Origin of the sequence: Sporosarcina jeotgali (assembly GCF_033304595.1) — a bacterium.
Taxonomy (GTDB): domain Bacteria; phylum Bacillota; class Bacilli; order Bacillales_A; family Planococcaceae; genus Sporosarcina; species Sporosarcina jeotgali.
Genome location: NZ_CP116341.1, coordinates 1,097,596 through 1,115,057, shown reverse-complemented (window position 1 = coordinate 1,115,057; position 17,462 = coordinate 1,097,596). Strand labels below are relative to the sequence as shown.

14 protein-coding genes are annotated in these 17,462 nt (G+C 43.2%); all 14 read right to left on the bottom strand.

The annotated features are described in order from the left end of the window. Window positions 1-147 precede the first annotated feature (147 nt). The gene (locus tag PGH26_RS05220) at window positions 148-1,110 is read right to left on the bottom strand and encodes an ABC transporter permease (protein WP_323692955.1); all 963 of its coding nucleotides are present in this window, start codon (window positions 1,108-1,110) and stop codon (window positions 148-150) included. Window position 1,111: 1 nt separating this feature from the next. After that, the gene (locus PGH26_RS05215) at window positions 1,112-2,158 is read right to left on the bottom strand and encodes an ABC transporter permease (RefSeq protein ID WP_323692954.1); all 1,047 of its coding nucleotides are present in this window, start codon (window positions 2,156-2,158) and stop codon (window positions 1,112-1,114) included. Continuing rightward, entirely contained in the window at window positions 2,151-3,719 is a 1,569-nt protein-coding gene (locus tag PGH26_RS05210; protein ID WP_323692953.1) for an ABC transporter ATP-binding protein, read from the bottom strand. Before PGH26_RS05210 ends, PGH26_RS05215 begins: the two co-directional genes overlap by 8 nt. 176 nt (window positions 3,720-3,895) lie before the next feature. Further along, entirely contained in the window at window positions 3,896-4,969 is a 1,074-nt protein-coding gene (locus PGH26_RS05205) for a BMP family lipoprotein (protein WP_323692952.1), read from the bottom strand. A 49-nt stretch (window positions 4,970-5,018) separates the two neighbouring features. Then, window positions 5,019-5,747, bottom strand: a complete 729-nt coding sequence (locus tag PGH26_RS05200) for a GntR family transcriptional regulator (protein ID WP_323692951.1) — start codon at window positions 5,745-5,747, stop codon at window positions 5,019-5,021. A gap of 152 nt (window positions 5,748-5,899) precedes the next feature. Beyond that, window positions 5,900-8,272, bottom strand: coding sequence for a DNA translocase FtsK (locus PGH26_RS05195; RefSeq protein ID WP_323692950.1), 2,373 nt, complete (start codon window positions 8,270-8,272; stop codon window positions 5,900-5,902). Window positions 8,273-8,344: 72 nt separating this feature from the next. Further along, entirely contained in the window at window positions 8,345-10,012 is a 1,668-nt protein-coding gene (locus PGH26_RS05190; RefSeq protein ID WP_323692949.1) for a ribonuclease J, read from the bottom strand. Between the two features lie 101 nt (window positions 10,013-10,113). Beyond that, window positions 10,114-11,007 carry a 4-hydroxy-tetrahydrodipicolinate synthase gene (gene dapA, locus PGH26_RS05185; protein ID WP_323692948.1) on the bottom strand — a complete coding sequence of 298 codons (894 nt, stop codon included), beginning with the start codon at window positions 11,005-11,007 and terminating at the stop codon, window positions 10,114-10,116. Window positions 11,008-11,030: 23 nt separating this feature from the next. Further along, window positions 11,031-12,077 carry an aspartate-semialdehyde dehydrogenase gene (locus PGH26_RS05180; RefSeq protein ID WP_323692947.1) on the bottom strand — a complete coding sequence of 349 codons (1,047 nt, stop codon included), beginning with the start codon at window positions 12,075-12,077 and terminating at the stop codon, window positions 11,031-11,033. A gap of 98 nt (window positions 12,078-12,175) precedes the next feature. Further along, window positions 12,176-12,769 carry a dipicolinate synthase subunit B gene (locus tag PGH26_RS05175; RefSeq protein WP_323692946.1) on the bottom strand — a complete coding sequence of 198 codons (594 nt, stop codon included), beginning with the start codon at window positions 12,767-12,769 and terminating at the stop codon, window positions 12,176-12,178. 4 nt (window positions 12,770-12,773) lie between these two features. Then, window positions 12,774-13,553: a hypothetical protein gene (locus PGH26_RS05170; RefSeq protein WP_323692945.1), complete on the bottom strand. Its 780-nt coding sequence runs from the start codon at window positions 13,551-13,553 to the stop codon at window positions 12,774-12,776. Further along, window positions 13,546-13,824, bottom strand: coding sequence for a YlmC/YmxH family sporulation protein (locus PGH26_RS05165; protein WP_323692944.1), 279 nt, complete (start codon window positions 13,822-13,824; stop codon window positions 13,546-13,548). The genes PGH26_RS05170 and PGH26_RS05165 overlap by 8 nt, the downstream gene beginning before the upstream one ends. A 63-nt stretch (window positions 13,825-13,887) precedes the next feature. After that, window positions 13,888-15,117: a M16 family metallopeptidase gene (locus tag PGH26_RS05160; protein WP_323692943.1), complete on the bottom strand. Its 1,230-nt coding sequence runs from the start codon at window positions 15,115-15,117 to the stop codon at window positions 13,888-13,890. Window positions 15,118-15,193: 76 nt separating this feature from the next. Further along, the gene (pnp, locus tag PGH26_RS05155) at window positions 15,194-17,311 is read right to left on the bottom strand and encodes a polyribonucleotide nucleotidyltransferase (protein WP_323692942.1); all 2,118 of its coding nucleotides are present in this window, start codon (window positions 17,309-17,311) and stop codon (window positions 15,194-15,196) included. Window positions 17,312-17,462: the final 151 nt, after the last annotated feature.

The following is a 17,462-nucleotide window of genomic DNA, read 5'->3' as shown; positions in this document are numbered from 1 at the left end:
GCTGATTTTTCCACGCTGATTGCGTGTTCGAGTAGTATGCTTCTTTCCAACTTCACTATACATTTCCAAACGTTCTCATACAAGCGAACGGTTTCAACAAAAAACTGCCCGAACTGTCCGCAGCGGGACATTTCGAGCAGTAATTGATTAACGAGATCCTTTGATGTACGGATCTCCAATCGCTTTTGGTGCATTTGCTTTTCCGATAAATCCAGCAAGTGCAATGATCGTAAGCGCGTAAGGCAGTATATATAAAAATACAGATGGAACATTTTGCATGAATGGGATCCCAGAAGAACTGATTGCAAGCGCTTGTGCAAAACCAAAGAACAGCGCCGCTCCCATCGCTCCAATTGGATGCCACTTACCGAAGATCATCGCAGCCAAGGCCATGAAGCCTTGTCCGTTGATTGTGGCATGACCAAAATCATTCGTCATTGTTTGTGCATAAACCGCACCGCCCATTCCTGCAAGGCCACCAGAAATGATAACTGCGATATAACGAATTCGGTTTACTTTTATCCCCATCGTGTCTGCTGCCATTGGGTGTTCCCCAACTGAACGAAGACGTAAACCAAATGGAGTTTTGAAAATAATAAACCAAGCAAGGATTGCAATCACAACTGCTAGAATAGACGAACCGTAAACTGACTTAAAGAACATCGGCCCAAGCACCGGGATGTCCTGCAAAAAAGGAATGTTGAACCGAGGAATTTTTTCCTGGATGAAGTCAGTCTGTCCTTTTCCATAAATCATTTTTACAGAGAATAAAGCAATAGCAATACCCAGCAAGTTAATCGCAACACCCGAAACGACCTGATCCGCTCGGAAGGAAATCGATGCGACTGCGTGCATGAGTGAGAAGATTGCCGAAACAACCATGGCCGCTAAAATTGAAACCCAAGGTGTCCATGCACCAAATGTATCTACAAAGAATAGGTTGAAGACGATTCCTACGAACGCCCCCATAACCATAAGTCCTTCAAGTCCAATGTTGATAACACCGGAGCGTTCTGAGAACACACCGCCAATTGCTGTGAAAATCAGAGGCGCAGCGTAAGCAATCGATATTGGAACGATAAAATATAGTATATCGAGAAAGCCACCCATCTTACTTCGCCTCCTTTTTCTTGCCGATTCGCTGTAATCCAACCCGGATAATATAACCGGATGCTACAAAGAAGATAATTAACGCAATGACAATTGATACAATTTCGATCGGAATATCTGCAGCATTTGGCATATTGTTCGCTCCGTATTTAAGCGATCCAAACAAACTAGCGCCAAAAACAACGCCAAGAGGTGTATTAGCACCTAGCAAGGCAACCGCAATTCCATCAAATCCGATACCCGTAAATCCAGCGCGTGTAGACATATTACCGAACGTTCCAAGTGCCTCCATTGCACCGCCTAGACCGGCAAAGGCGCCTGAAATGACCATTGCCATAACAATATTCTTTTTAACACTCATACCTGCATATTGCGCAGCATTTTCGTTGAATCCTACAGATTTAAGCTCGTATCCCAGCTTCATTCTCTCAAGGATAAACCACATAATGAAGACCATAAATAGGGCAACAAAGATTCCGTAGTGAAGGGTAGAAAAATCTGTCAGTTCCGATAAGAAATCTGAACGGAGTGATGCAGTATCGTGAATTTTGTCTGTCTTAAATCCACCTTTAGCCACAACTTTAATGAGCGCATTCACAAGATGCAGTGCAATATAGTTCATCATAATCGTGACAATTACTTCGTGGACTTTTAAGGTGGCTTTCAGCAAGCCTGGAATCAGTCCCCAAAGCGCTCCTGCCGCCGCTGCTGCTAGCAATGCAAGCGGCAAGTGGATGATTTTTGGTAATTCAAATGCCATACCTACGTAAGCTGCTGCAAACCAGCCTACGATCAGCTGACCTTCAACTCCAATATTGAATAGACCTGTTCTGAAAGCAAACGCAACCGCCAGTCCTGCAAGAATATAAGGACTGATTTGGCGGATTGTTTCTCCAATCGCATACGAATCTCCAAATATACCGTTCCAAAGTGCAGTGTAACCCGCGACTGGATCGTAGCCGCTGACAAGCATGACAACCGCACCTACTAGCAGTCCGAGAATAATTGAAATTACAGGAACTAGGACATTTATTAATCGATTAGACATGGTCGTCATCACCTTCTTTCAATACAGCACCTTCACTGGTTTCAACAATTTCATTTTTATTATGCCCCGCCATGAATAACCCAAGTTCTTGTTCTGTCGTTTCTGCAGGAATAACTGTGTCCACAATTGCTCCGTCGTAAATAACAGCAATTTGGTCAGATACGTTCATAACTTCATCAAGCTCAAATGAGATTAAGAGAACTGCTTTTCCTTGATCCCGCTGCTCAATCAGGCGTCTGTGAATGAATTCAATCGCACCTACATCCAGACCTCGAGTAGGAAGTGCAGCAATAAGCAAATCAGGATTCCGATCTACTTCACGGCCGATAATCAGCTTCTGCTGATTCCCCCCAGAAAGCGCACGTGCCAGCTCATGTTCACCTTGAGTACGAACGTCAAAGTCAGCAATTAGTTTGTTTGCATGTTTTGAAACTTCTTTATAATTCATAAGACCATTCGTAGAGTAAGGTTTTTGATAATACGATTGCAATGCTGCATTATATCCAACGCTAAAGTCCAGAATCAGACCATGTTTATGACGGTCTTGAGGGATATGACCCAATCCGTTTTCTGTAATTTGTCTGGGACTCTTATTCGTTACGTCTTTATCACCCATAATGATTTTACCGGATTTCACTTTACGCAGTCCTGCAATCGCTTCAATCAATTCTGATTGACCGTTGCCGTCAATACCAGCAAGACCAACGATTTCTCCTCGCCGAACAGATAAGTTTAAACTTTTAACTTTTTCAATTCCGCGATAATCGGTTACAACTAAGTTTTCAATTTTCAAAATTTCCTCTGTTGGATGAGATGGACCTTTTTCGGTTTTGAACGTTACTTGGCGCCCAACCATTAGCGTAGCAAGTTCCTCGGGATTCGACTCGGATGTTGTAACTGTTCCAATCCCTTCTCCTTTACGGATAACAGTGACGCGATCAGATACGGACATTATCTCTTGAAGTTTGTGAGTGATTAGAATGATTGACTTTCCTTCTTCAATCAACTTATGCATTATTCTGATTAATTCGTCGATTTCCTGTGGTGTCAATGAAGCTGTCGGTTCATCAAAAATCAGGATTTCCGCACCGCGATAAAGCGTTTTCAGAATTTCCACACGTTGTTGCATGCCGACAGAAATATCTTCAATCTTCGCATATGGATCTACGTCCAACCCGTACAACTTGGAGATTTCCGCCACTTTCTTAGCAGAATCCTTAATGTTGATCATACCCATTTTAGTAGGTTCACTGCCAAGAATAATATTTTCAGTAACCGTTAAATTTTCAACAAGCATAAAGTGCTGGTGAACCATTCCAATTCCTAAATCATTAGCGACGTTCGGATTAGAGATGTCGACTTTTTTGCCTTTGACTTTAATCTCTCCGCCGTCTGGCTGATACAGGCCGAATAATACGTTCATCAATGTTGACTTACCTGCACCATTCTCGCCTAAAAGTGCATGGATTTCCCCTTTTTTCAACTGAAGGGTAATATTGTTATTCGCATAGAAAGTACCGAACTTCTTTTTAATATTCAGCATCTCGATGACGTATTCCACTGATCTCACTTCCTTGCTTGTAGTTTCTATATTTTGGTTTGTAAAATTGACACAATAAAAGATTCTTTGGCAGAACCTTTTAGTCTGGCAACTTCTAACAATCGGTTTTCACTATGTATACAAAAATAACGAAGGCCGGTATGGACCGGCCCTCATTTGTAGCTTTAGGACAATTCTTACTTTTCGCCTGGCACTTCGATTTCACCATCAGAAATCTTTTTGTCGTACTTTTCAATTTCAGCAAGTACATCTTCAGGGATTGCACCGCGTGAATCTGCAAGTGCTACACCTTCATCATGCAAACCATAAACTTTTGTTTCGCCGCCAGGGAATTTACCATCCTGAGACAATTTAGCAATATCATTTACTGCATTGTCAACGCGCTTCAACATAGAAGTCAATGTTACGTTATCGTCTCCAACTTGACCTTCGTCATACTGGTCTGAGTCAACTCCGATTACCCATACATATGCATCTTTATCTGCAGTTTTACGTTCTTTTGCTTCACTGAATACACCATTTCCAGTACCGCCAGCTGCGTGGAAGATAATATCTACGCCTGATGAATACATACGGTTAGCTGCTGCTTTACCAAGTTCTGCTTTATCAAAAGCACCTGTGTACTGAACGTCAACTTTGATTTCCGGCTTAACTGCTTTAACACCTGCAAGGAAACCTACTTCAAAGCGTTCGATAACTGGAATTTCCATACCACCAACAAAACCGATTTTATCGGATTTAGTCATTAGAGCTGCAGCAACACCTGCAAGGTAAGCACCTTCTTGTTCTTTAAAGAGAACACTTGCTACGTTTGGCTGTTCAACAACACCATCAATGATTGCGAACTCAGTATCCTTCTGCTGCTGAGCAATTGTATCAATTGCATCTTCCATTAGGAAGCCAACACCAAAGATCAAGTTGAAATCACGACGAGCGAGCGCATTTAGATTTGTTGTATAGTCTGCATCACTCTGTGATTGCAAGTAGTCAAATCCTTTGTCGCCTTTTTTCAAGCTGTTTTCTTCACCAAACTCCTGAATCCCTTTCCAAGCGGATTGGTTAAAGGATTTGTCGTCGATACCGCCGACATCCGTTACCATACCTACTGAGAATTCAGATGCATTGCCGCCGTCAGAAGATGAACCTTTGTCACTTCCCTTGTTATCTTCCTTGTCTGAACCACAAGCACCCAAAACTGTACCTGCAGCAAGTACAAGAGATAGTGCAAGACCAAATCTGCGTTTACTCATTTTGTGACCTCCCTATTTATATGTTGGTATGATTATGGCGTAAATCGCCTTATACCCGTTTACGTACTACATGGAAGCTGAATTTGTCCGCGCGGAAATAGTTCTTAGAAAACAAGACCATTTCCCCGGTTTCCGTGTAGTGTTTTTGCAGCAATACAAGCAGTGGAACATCGACACCGCACCGAAGTATGGAAGATGCTTCTTCATCGTATCCTACAGGTTCAATATGCGCGATCGCTTGGGAAATATGAATTGTCCCATCTTTTTCTAGCGCATCAAAAATCGAGTTCTTCATAAGAGCTGTCGCTTCTGTTTGAAGATTTTTCTTATCTACTTGATCCACACAATAAACGACAGGTTCACCGTCCGCTGTCCGGACTCTCTTAATTGTAACAATGGAGTCCTCGTGGTTGCAACCGAACTTTTCAATACTTTCTTCTGTTGCAAATGCGTCTGAAACTTCAAGAAAAATCGTGCCAGGCTCCATACCCGCAGCACGTATCATGGAAGAAACACTTGATAGCTCTTCGATACCAGAGGAGAATAATGGACGCGCTTTCAAAAACGTCCCCACTCCGTGTTTTCGAACAATAATTTTCTCTTCTTCTAAAACACGGAGTGCTTCCCGCAATGTTGCCCGACTTACGCCTAACGTCCTTGCCAGTTCAAACTCCGAAGGGAATTTTTCATTCTCTTTAAAAACGCCGGCTTCAATGTCCTGCTTAATATGCTCGATGACTTGGACATATAAATGTCTTTGATCTGCCTTAATCACCAATCCATCTCCCTCCGGCCGAGGTCAGACCTCTGATGTTTAACATCGTTCTATTCACCCATACTATAACATTTAACGACGAAAAAATAAACATCGTTTCAAAAAAAATATTTCTTAAGGATTAGATAATGTTCTAAATCTGAGAAATGACTGCGTTACATGTCTGCAGAATCTTTTCCTACTAATACTTGTCTTGGCTTACTTCCTTCAGGCGGTCCTACGACTCCGCGCATCTCCATTTGATCGACAATGCGTGCTGCCCGCGAATACCCTACACGGAAACGCCGCTGCAGCAGGGAAACGGAGGCTGTTTGCATCTCTGCGACTAATTGAACTGCATCGTCATAAAGTTCATCTGTCTCATCAAACTGCTGGACTTCCTCGATTTCTGTTGGAATCATTTCTTCTTGATACTGTGCTTTTTGCTGTTGAATGACAAAGTCGACAACTGATTCCACTTCACGATCCGATACAAATGCACCTTGAACCCGCGTTGGCTTAGAAGCACCAGCCGGAAGGAACAGCATATCCCCTCTGCCAAGAAGTTTTTCTGCACCGCCACTGTCAAGAATCGTTCGGGAATCGATTGCAGAAGAGACTGAAAATGCAATTCTAGATGGAATGTTTGCCTTGATGATCCCTGTAATGACATCTACACTTGGCCGCTGTGTAGCGATGATCAAATGAATACCTGCGGCACGCGCCATTTGAGCAAGGCGTGTAATCGCATCTTCCACTTCGTTAGATGCAACCATCATCAAATCAGCAAGCTCATCCACAATGACTACGATGTAAGGCATTTTGGGATGCTTCTCATCATTTTCTTCATTCCAAGTGTCGATATGTGAGTTATAGCCCTCGATATTCCTCGTGCCTGTATGGGAAAACAACTCATAACGTCTTTCCATTTCAGAAACTACTTTTTTCAGTGCTTGAGCCGCTTTTCTAGGATCTGTCACAACTGGTGCCAATAAATGCGGAATTCCGTTATAGACATTGAGCTCCACCATCTTAGGGTCTATCATCATCATTTTCACTTCATGAGGTTTGGCTCTCATTATAATGCTGATAATAATTCCATTGACGCAGACACTTTTACCGCTGCCAGTCGCACCAGCAATCAACACGTGAGGCATTTTGTTCAATTCTGACAGCATGGCTTCACCTGTCACATCCCGTCCCAAAGCAATCAGCAGTTTCGAATCAGGGCGGTTGTTCTCTTTCGCTTCTAGAACCTCGCGCAAACTCACGACTGCAACTGCGGTATTGGGCACTTCAATGCCAACTGCCGATTTCCCGGGGATTGGTGCTTCGATCCGGATCCCGCTTGCTGCGAGTGCCAAGGCAATATCATCCGCCAAACTGACAATCCGACTCACTTTCACTCCGGTATCCGGCAGTACTTCATATTTGGTTACAGCGGGTCCTAAATGGACTTGTGTAACACGTGCTTTCACTCCGAAACTATGGAAGGTCCGCTCCAGTTTTTGGGCATTTGCTTGAATTGCATTGTACTCTCCGGATTGGTCGTTTTCAGGAGGCTGTTTCAATAAGTTGAATGATGGTAACTGATAAGACTCGTTTTCTTCTTCTCCTGATACACCTTGATAAGGATCCTTAGCTGCATTATTTGAATCAGGATCTTTTTGATCTGCAGACTGTGCAGATTCCGTCTCTTTTGGAGCCGGCATTTCTGCATCATCATTGCGTTCATTAAATGCGGATATGATTGGCTGAACATACGGCGCCTCATCTTCAGGAAGTGCATTCACATGAACAGGCTGCGATGAGGAGTCCTTCTCTTGTACAGACTCTTTCTGATGCTTGCTTGAGCGGGTTGAGCGCGCTGGCTTGGTCTTTTTTTCAGGGACTGCTTTCGGAGCGGTTCGAAAACTAATTCCTTTAAGCTTTTGTTTTATGGTTGAATATGCTGCTGGGAACCACTCGGCCAGATATGGCGCAAGGGCCTTTCCAGAAACAAGGATTAACCCAGTTAATAAAAGCAATACACCCGCTACTGCTGCACCTGCAGAATCGAAGAGCGAATAGAACATTGCAAAAAGGACGGCTCCAATCATGCCGCCGCCAAGCGTTCCACTTCTTGTACTAATCCCTCCATTCGAGATAAGTACTTTCCACGTTTCCTTTAATGCAGAATCTGACATTAGGACCCGGCTAGCAGAGAGTTCTTTAAACAGTAAAATATGGCTGAATAAGAGCAGACTTGCAAGGATGCAGAGACTTCCACCGACAATCCGGTTTTTCCAGCCAAGTTCCCCGCGTTTCACCATGAATAGTAACGCTTGAACAATCAGTATGAAGGGCAGCGCTACATGCCAATTACCAAATAGGAATCTGCCAAACGAACCCAGACCTCTCCCAACAATGCCGAATTCGAAAATCATGATAACGGCAAGTGCCAGCATTGTTAAGCCGATCACTTCAAATAAGAGCGGGTTTAAGGGCGATTTCCCTTTTTTCTTACTGGGTGCTCGTTTCTTTTTCTTTTTTGAGACTTTCTTAGACATGCTGTACCTCCTTTTTGCGAAAAAAGGATTTCCTGCCTGACGGCAAGGAAATCCTTAAGAAGAATCTTTCGATCAATACTCCATAATAATTGGAATAATCATTGGTCGTCTTTTCGTTTGCTGATACAAATAAGAGCTAAGCGTGTCGCGGATCTCTTGTTTAATGTTTGTCCATTCAAACGTTTCTTTATTCACATATTTTTCTACAATTTTACGAATCAAGTTAGATGCTTCTTCTAGCAGCTCTTCAGATTCACGAACGTAGACAAATCCGCGTGAGACAATTTCAGGACCTGCAGCAATTCGTTTTTGTTTGCGGCTTAGTGTAATCACGATTGTAAAAATACCGTCTTGGGAAAGCAGCTTACGATCCCGCAAAACGATATTTCCAACATCTCCTACACCAATTCCATCGATTAATATGTTTCCTGCAGTAACACGGCCGCTCATCCTGATTTTACCGCTCTTGTATTCAACGATATCGCCTTTGTCAGCAATGAAAATCTGATTTTTGCGCATACCAATTTCTTGAGCAAGTTTAGAGTGGGCAATCAGCATTCTGTATTCACCCGTTACAGGGATGAAGTTTTTTGGCTGCATAAGGTTAAGCATCATTTTCAAATCTTCTTGACTGCCATGTCCTGAAACGTGGACATTACGAGCTGACGTCAAGACCGTTGCACCAGCTTTTGCAAGTTCGTTCATCATAGAATAGACAGAGACCTCAGAACCCGGAGACGGTGTAACCGTGATCAGTACTGTATCCGTATCTTTAATGCGGATATCCCGATGATGTTTGCGAACGATTTTTTCAAGTGCTTCAAGTGGTTCGCCCTGGTTGCCTGTTAAAATGATTGCGACTTCACTATCATCATAGTTGCCGATATCTTTAACAGAAATGACGATGCCTTCGCCCGCATTTAAGTAACCAAGTTTAACACCAACCTCGAAGTAGCTCTCTAAGCTTTTACCGACAACTGCCACTTTCTTGCCTGTTTCAGCTGCCTTGTCCAGCACTTGCTGGATACGAAGGAAATTAGATGCGTAAACTGCAACTAGTATTCTTCCTTCTGCACCATAAAACGTTTTGGACAATTGGTTTTCGACGACTGTTTCAGAAGTTGTATATCCCGGCCGCTCAGCCTCGGTTGAATCGGACATTAAAATAAATACGCCTTCTTCGCCAAGTGCTGCCATTTTCCCAAGATCAGGTTTGTAAGGCCCTTTCGCAGCCTGGTCAAATTTAAACTCCCCTGTATGAACGATTGCTCCTTCACTCGTATGGAACACAATCCCCAGTGCATCAGGGATACTGTGAGTCGTATTGAAAAACGTCACATATGTACGTTTGAAATTCATGCGACTCTTCGTAGATACTTCGAAAAATTTCACGTTGGAAGGAGCAGGCATCACTTTCAAATGTTCTTTAGCAAGAGCAAGTGTCAGTTTTGATCCGTAAACTGGAGCTTGTACTTTTTGCAGTAAATATGCAATTGCCCCAATTGCGTCCTCATGACCGTGTGTTAAAAAGATTCCTTTAACACGATCTTTGTTTTCTTCCAGGTACGTCATATCAGGAATCACAAAATCAATTCCAAGCATTTCTTCTTCCGGGAACATCAGGCCTGCATCAACGACAAATAATTCCTCGTCGATTTCTACCACATACATCGATTTCCCTAACTCTCCCACTCCGCCAAGCGGAATGACTTTAATTACTTCATTTTTGACTTTAGTCACATTGTTTCCTCCTATAAAAAATTCCCGCGCTAAACGACTAGTTCTCATTATACTTTACAGAGCAGTTCTGCACAAACAAAAAAAGCCGGCAGTCTCGCCGGCTATCCCGTTTTCAAATCAAATTGCTGTTGAAACGTTAGCAATGTACGGTCTAAATAAGAATTATGATCTGCAATTCCTACCAGCGGCAGACGTACATCCCCCACCGGAAGACCAATTTTTTTCAAGAGATATTTTATCGGCACGGGATTTGGTTTTGAAAATACAGCGTGAAACAGCGGCATGAGTATTAGGTGCAACGCCGCTGCATTAACTGTGTTTCCAGTATGATAGTCACGGATCATACGCTGCATTTCGAATCCCGCAATATGTGAAGTTACTGAAATAACTCCTGATCCTCCAATTGCCAATAGCGGTAAAGTCAGCGCATCATCTCCGCTGTAAACTCTAAATGCATCATCTGTTCCTTCAATGATTGCAGCCATTTGGGCCAAGTCTCCGCTGGCTTCTTTAACTGCTTTAATGTTCGTTACTTTCGATAACCGAATGACTGTTTCTGCAGACAAATTCACTCCTGATCTCCCAGGAATGTTGTAAAGCAAGACTGGAAGGGATGTATTTTCTGCAATTGTTTTAAAGTGTGCATACAGCCCGTCTTGGTCGGGTTTATTATAATAAGGCACGACAAGCATTACACCGTCTGCACCAAGCTGTTCTGCCCGTCTCGTTGCTTGTATTGAGGCGTGAGTATCATTGCTGCCAGTACCCGCAATAACAGGGATTCGTTTATCCACGATTGAAATCGCATGAATGAGCAATCGTTCTTTTTCTTGTTCTGATAATGTAGGTGATTCTCCAGTCGTTCCATTGACAATGAGCGAATTTGTTCCGTTATCGATTAGATGATTGATAAGAAGTGTCGTCACTTCATAGTCAATCTGCCCTTCTTCGTTAAACGGTGTAACCATCGCTGTACCAATCGAACCTAACTTCATTCGCACCATTCCTTTTCAGTTATCTAGTTGTTTTGTGCGTCGCGATTTTTAAGAAGCTGCTCTGCGATCTGGACAGAATTCAGTGCAGCACCTTTCAACAAGTTATCCGCGACGATCCACAAGTGAAAGCCTCTTGGATGATCTGGATCTTTCCGAATGCGTCCGACATAGACATCGTCTTTGTTCTCTGCAAAAAGAGGCATTGGATACGTCTGTGTAGCAGGGTTATCCTGAACGATTACGCCGGGTGCTTTTGAAATCGCCCGACTGAATTCCTCCGCAGTTATCCCCTCTTTTTCAATTTCCACATAAACCGATTCTGAATGCCCAGTGACAACTGGCAATCGTACACATGTGGCAGATACCGCTATAGTTGAATCATTAAAGATTTTTTTAGTTTCATTAATCATTTTCCACTCTTCTTTTGTATAGCCCATATCATCGAAAGAATCGATTTGCGGGATTGCATTAAATGCTATCGGATAATGTCGTTCAGCCCCGGCGCTTGGCAGCTGTGACGCTGAATTTTCTGCTCTGCTGTCAAATTGACCGCTTTGCGATTTCAATTCTAAAATCGCATCTGCTCCTGCACCAGAAACCGCCTGGTAAGTAGATACGAGAATTTTCTTAAGGCCGAATGCTTCTTTTATGGGATTTAGGGCAACGACCATTTGAATCGTTGAACAGTTCGGATTTGCAATCAATCCGTTATGAGAATCCAATGCTTTAGGATTTACTTCAGGAACAACAAGAGGAACCTCTGCATCCATTCGGAACGCACTGGTATTGTCAATTACAACCGTTCCCCACCGAGTGGCTTCTGATGCCAGGTTTTCTGAAATAGCCCCGCCCGCACTGAAAAAAGCAAAATCGACGCCATCGAATGACTCTGGTTTCGCTTCTTCGATTGTGAACAGTCTTCCGCCAGCTTGAATAACCGTACCTGCTGATCGGGAAGAAGCTAACAGCTTTACTGAACGAAACGGAAATTTCCGTTCGATCAGTTTATCAAGAATTTTGGCGCCCACTGCACCAGTCGCACCAACAATCGCAACCGTATAAGTCTGCATAATGATTCTCCTTCTCTAACTCGATGTCCCGAGAAAAATGAAAACACCGATAATTCGTATTGGAGGAATTATACCATAACAAGGGTTAGTCAGCAGTGTTATTTTTCAGAAGAATGAAGTATTAGTAATGGCTGGAGTTGTTCTTTGTCAATTGCCGCAGCCGCAGCTTCAACAATCAATGAAAAATCGCTTATGAGGGAATTCGGTTTTTTGTAGGGGTCATCTTGACCAAAAGGTATGAAGAATACATTTTTCATATTCAAGAGTTTGACGAGGTTTGCTGCGTTTAATCCTAATGCGTCATTAGTTGAGATTCCAAGCAGTACAGGTGAATAATTGCGCAAAGTAGCTTTAGCCGCCATAAGAACTGGGGAATCGGTGGCTGCATTCGCAAAACGGCTCATCGAATTCCCCGTGAGCGGAGCGATAATCATACAGTCAACTGGGGTAGACGGACCAAAAGGTTCTGCTCCTGCAATAGATGAAATCACTTTTTCCCCAGTTGCATTCTCGATTTTTTCTACCCATTCTTCGCCTGTTCCAAAGCGTGTAGCTGCTTTAAGAACGGAGTGAGTGATAACAGGTACAACCGTTGCGCCGGCGTCTTGAAGTTTTGCAATCATCGGCAGCAATTCTTCGTACGTACAATGGGAAGCTGTGATCCCCAATCCAATACGTTTATTTTCAAGCATTTTTTTACTCCTTTCCTCTGCACATCCTCAAAATTGTATCTGCTAAATAGCTTGCAGCTCTTTGCGGGAAATGTTTTCCCGGCAGACCGAGGTGTAACGTATAGTATGCAGAGGACATTCCGGGCTTTAGGCACCCGGGCTTTGACGCAAGATCAAACACACGAAGAGAATCTTCTGGCTGTAAAGCCAGCCATTGCGCAGGAATGGTGTTTATAAGATAACCTGTTTCGAATTCAGCCTCTGTCGATAGCCTCTTCACTTCAAATCCGAGCGCTTCCGCTTCACCGAGCTGAGCTTCTGATCTCGCATAGATCGTCAATTTGGCTCCTGCCGCAGCAAGAACGTGTGCAAGCATTCTTCCCACTCTTCCAAAACCAGTGATTTGAAAATGGGTACTTGCAATCGGCGTGTTTGTTACCAAGTAAAAGTCCTTTACGAAACCTTCTGCTGTGAGGCGGGCATTATTCCATACAAATCGTTCATCCTTTAAGTAACTCGATACATAGTGCCCAGCAGATTCTAACTCTGTTTTCTGGATTTCAGGAAGGATGCCAGTGACAAATACAGTACCTTTAGAAAGTTGTTTTAAGTCAAGCGATCCCATTATTCCCTGCATCGGCAACACGATATGTGTTGGATGAATTTTGTCAATCTGCTTCACAAGCTCATCCGTTACTTCATCATACGGATAGTGGGTAACATCCATATCTTTTTCATTAAAAAGCCGGGTACATTCTTTAATTCGAAGATCAGAACCGATCAGTAGCCAGCGTGCTTCACTCATCAAATTCTGCACCATCCAGGAAGTGTGTACGCCCGAATAATATACGGTGTTCACCAATTAATACAATTTCGCTCCACGGAATATATTGCTTGGAAGTCTCTTTCTTTTGGAGAAATGGGATTTTGCTCGCACGGTCCCGAATTTCAAATCCAATAATTGTACCGCTGGAGCGGTCGAATAACAAATCTGTATCCGCTAAAAAGCCGTACCGGATGCCTTCTTCCACTTGAATCAGCTCTTTTTGTGCTAGTTCAGACAACAACACACGCATTCCTCCTAGTCTCTTTACCACTAGTCTATGATTGAGCAAGTGAAAAGCTGACAAACCAATTGATTAGTCTTGATTCGGAGACAGGATGGAGACTGCAGGTATATTTCCTAGTAATTTGATGGCCATCTTCGCTATATCATCCGCCGTCACTGCTTGGATTTTAGCTATGATATCTTCCTCTGACGTATGTTCACCCAGGAGCAGTTCGTTATTGCCATTACGGTGCATTCTTGCTTCTGTACTCTCCAAACCGATTAAGTAACTTCCGCGCATTTGTTCTTTTGCATTTCGAAGCTCATCAGCAGTAACTCCATGTTCAATTAATTCGTGTATAACGGATTGGACAGTATCAAATAACTGTTGTTCGTTCTCCGGAGAAGCTGCACAGCCAATGACGAATGCCCCTTCTTCCGCATGAGAGGCATAATAAGAATAAACCGAGTACGCCAATCCTTTTTCTTCTCTCACTTCTTGGAACAATCGCGATGACATCGTACCGCCCAGAATACTATCGAGCAGCGCTAAGCTATATATATCAGTATGCTTAAGAGGGAGGCCAGGATAGCCTAAGAAAAGATGTGACTGCTCGATATCTTTTGCTTTTCTTCCATTCCCGCTTTTGAAGTCAGCCGGTGCCAGCACTGGTCGAGGCTCGTTTGAAATGGGTTTGCTAAATGAACCAAATAGTTGTTCAACCGCTGATAGCAAGGTATTTTCAAAATTCCCTGCAACCGAGATGACAATCCTGTCCGGTGTATAAAAGCGATCCATGAAAGTGATTAAGTTCTGCTTTGTAAATGACTGAACCCTGTCAGGTGTGCCGCCAATCGGTCTGCCTATGGGGTGATTGGGATACATAAGTGCCCATAAGCGTTCATCCGCATCTTCTTCAGGCGAATCTTCAACGGATGCCAATTCGTCGATAATGACTGACTTTTCTTTCGCCATTTCCGTTTCATCTAGCTTTGAATTCAATAGCATATCCGCTAAAATGCGAGCTGCGTCTTCAGCACGATCTTCTAATACAGTTGCATAAAAACATGTCGCTTCTTTTGTCGTAAAGGCATTGATGTCTCCGCCAAATCGGTCAAATTGCTGCGCGATTTCTTTCGCTGTAAAAGTCGCGGTTCCTTTAAACAGCATATGTTCTATGAAATGCGCGATACCTTCCTCGCCGGCCATCTCTTCTGCAGATCCTGCTTTTACCCATATCCCGAGCGATACGGAACGTGCGTGAGAAATTGGTTCACTGACGACCCTCACGCCATTTTCTAATGTTTGAATGGTTACCATTGTTGTGCCTCCTATTGTATGTAAACAAAAAAGCCCCGCTCTCACAACTGTGGGAGGGAGGCTTCTTGCGATAAAATTACTCGCCTTTTTGTTCTGCTTTTTCTTTTTCTTCTTTTATGACAATTTTACGTGATAAGTTAACGCGGCCTTGGTTGTCAATTTCGATGACTTTGACGAAGAGTTCGTCTCCCAATTTCATAACGTCTTCCACCGCTTTTGTACGTTCTTCTTGAATTTCAGAAATGTGGAGCAATCCATCTTTTCCTGGGAATAACTCAAGGAAAGCACCGAATTTTTCAATGCGTTTCACTTTAGCCATGTAATATTCGCCGACTTTTGCTTCGCGGACGATGTTTTCAATCATCTTCTTCGCTTTGTCGTTCATCTCAGAATCAGGAGAAGAAATGTAAATTGTCCCATCTTGTTCCGTATCAATTTTCACGCCAGTTTCTTCAATAATCTTGTTGATAACTTTTCCTCCAGGTCCGATAACATCGCGGATTTTGTCTGGATTAATGTGAATCATGATAATCTTAGGAGCATATTTTGAAAGTTCTTCTGCTGGCTGTGCAATCGTTTCAAGCATATGACCAAGAATCTTCATACGGCCGATTTTCGCTTGAGCCAAAGCTTCTTCTAGGATTTGTCGTGAAAGACCATCGATTTTAATATCCATTTGAAGTGCTGTAATACCTTCAGAAGTACCTGCTACTTTAAAGTCCATATCTCCTAAGTGGTCTTCCATTCCCTGGATATCAGACAGGACAGAGTAGTTGTCACCTTTTTTTACAAGTCCCATTGCAATTCCTGCTACTGGAGCTTTGATTGGCACACCCGCATTCATCATTGCCATTGTGGATGCACAAATCGATGCTTGAGATGAAGAACCGTTAGATTCTAGAACTTCAGCTACAAGACGAATCGTATATGGGAATTCTTTTTCATCTGGAATAATTGTTGAGAGTGCGCGCTCTCCCAGTGCACCGTGACCAATTTCACGACGTCCTGGAGCACGGATTGGGCCTGTTTCACCCACACTGAAGTTCGGGAAGTTATAGTGGTGCATGAAGCGTTTTGTTTCTTCCAGCCCCAGCCCATCAATAATTTGTACTTCACCAAGAGCACCTAATGTACATACGCTAAGCGCTTGAGTTTGTCCGCGTGTAAATAGACCTGAACCGTGCGCTCTAGGAAGAATGCCTGTTTCAGAAGAAAGTGGACGGATTTCTTCAAGTCCACGTCCATCCGGACGGACCTTTTCATCTGTAATCAGACGACGGACTTCATCTTTCACAAGCTTTTCCAATACGTTGCGGACTTGTTTCATAGTCGCGTCATCCGCTTCGTTCTCTTCGTAACGAGCAATCACTTCGTTTTTCACAGCAGTGATTGCTTCTTCACGGGCATGCTTTTCTTCTGTCTGGATTGCTTGTACCAAGTCGCTGTTACAGCTCTCTTTAATCGCAGTAACGAGATCCTGATCGAGTTGGAATAATTCGATCTCCATCTTTTCTTTGCCTACTTCTGCAATGATTTTCTCTTGGAAGGCAACGAGTTTTTTGATCTCTTCATGGCCGAACATGATTGCCTCCAGCATAATATCTTCAGACACTTCTTTCGCGCCTGCTTCCACCATGTTGATTGCATCTTTTGTTCCAGCTACTACGAGGTCAAGCTCGCTCGCTTCAAGCTGTGCCGGTGTAGGATTGACGATGAATTCGCCATTCAAACGACCGATTTGAACGCCTGCAATCGGACCATCAAATGGAATATCTGAAATGGAAATTGCAAGTGATGAACCGATCATTGCTGCCATTTCTGACGAACAGTCCTGGTCCACTGACATTACTAGCGAAATGACTTGCAAGTCATTTCGGAATCCTTCTGGGAATAGCGGTCGGATTGGACGGTCAATTAAACGGCTCGTCAAAATCGCTTTTTCAGAAGGACGTCCTTCACGCTTGATGAATCCTCCTGGGATTTTACCAACTGCATATAGTCGTTCTTCATAATTCACAGTAAGGGGGAAGAAATCCAGTGCTTTCGGCTTTTTAGAAGCTGTTGCAGTAGAGAGGACTGTTGTTTCTCCGTAGCGTACGAAAACCGCCCCGTTTGCTTGCTTAGCAAGTTGTCCTGTTTCGATTGTAAGCTCTCTGCCAGCCCAATCCATTGTAAACTTTTTGTGTTCTGTCATGATTGATCTCCTCTCGGTTTACATCCTTTGAATACGAAGTATGTATTACATAATAGTGTATCAAATTAAGCAATGGTTTGCGAAATATATCGTTAAGTAATGGGATTTAGGAAGCAAAGAAGGTTGAAAAACCATTCGTTTGCATAGAAAA

Coding starts and splice junctions, on each gene's coding strand:
- dapA (WP_323692948.1), bottom strand. CDS start 11,007: ATGAAGTTAGGTTCGATTGGTACAGCGATGGTTACACCGTTTAACGAA.
- pnp (WP_323692942.1), bottom strand. CDS start 17,311: ATGACAGAACACAAAAAGTTTACAATGGATTGGGCTGGCAGAGAGCTT.
- PGH26_RS05180 (WP_323692947.1), bottom strand. CDS start 12,077: ATGCAGACTTATACGGTTGCGATTGTTGGTGCGACTGGTGCAGTGGGC.
- PGH26_RS05215 (WP_323692954.1), bottom strand. CDS start 2,158: ATGTCTAATCGATTAATAAATGTCCTAGTTCCTGTAATTTCAATTATT.
- PGH26_RS05170 (WP_323692945.1), bottom strand. CDS start 13,553: ATGAGTGAAGCACGCTGGCTACTGATCGGTTCTGATCTTCGAATTAAA.
- PGH26_RS05165 (WP_323692944.1), bottom strand. CDS start 13,824: ATGCGTGTGTTGTTGTCTGAACTAGCACAAAAAGAGCTGATTCAAGTG.
- PGH26_RS05175 (WP_323692946.1), bottom strand. CDS start 12,769: ATGCTTGAAAATAAACGTATTGGATTGGGGATCACAGCTTCCCATTGT.
- PGH26_RS05195 (WP_323692950.1), bottom strand. CDS start 8,272: ATGTCTAAGAAAGTCTCAAAAAAGAAAAAGAAACGAGCACCCAGTAAG.
- PGH26_RS05160 (WP_323692943.1), bottom strand. CDS start 15,117: ATGGTAACCATTCAAACATTAGAAAATGGCGTGAGGGTCGTCAGTGAA.
- PGH26_RS05205 (WP_323692952.1), bottom strand. CDS start 4,969: ATGAGTAAACGCAGATTTGGTCTTGCACTATCTCTTGTACTTGCTGCA.
- PGH26_RS05220 (WP_323692955.1), bottom strand. CDS start 1,110: ATGGGTGGCTTTCTCGATATACTATATTTTATCGTTCCAATATCGATT.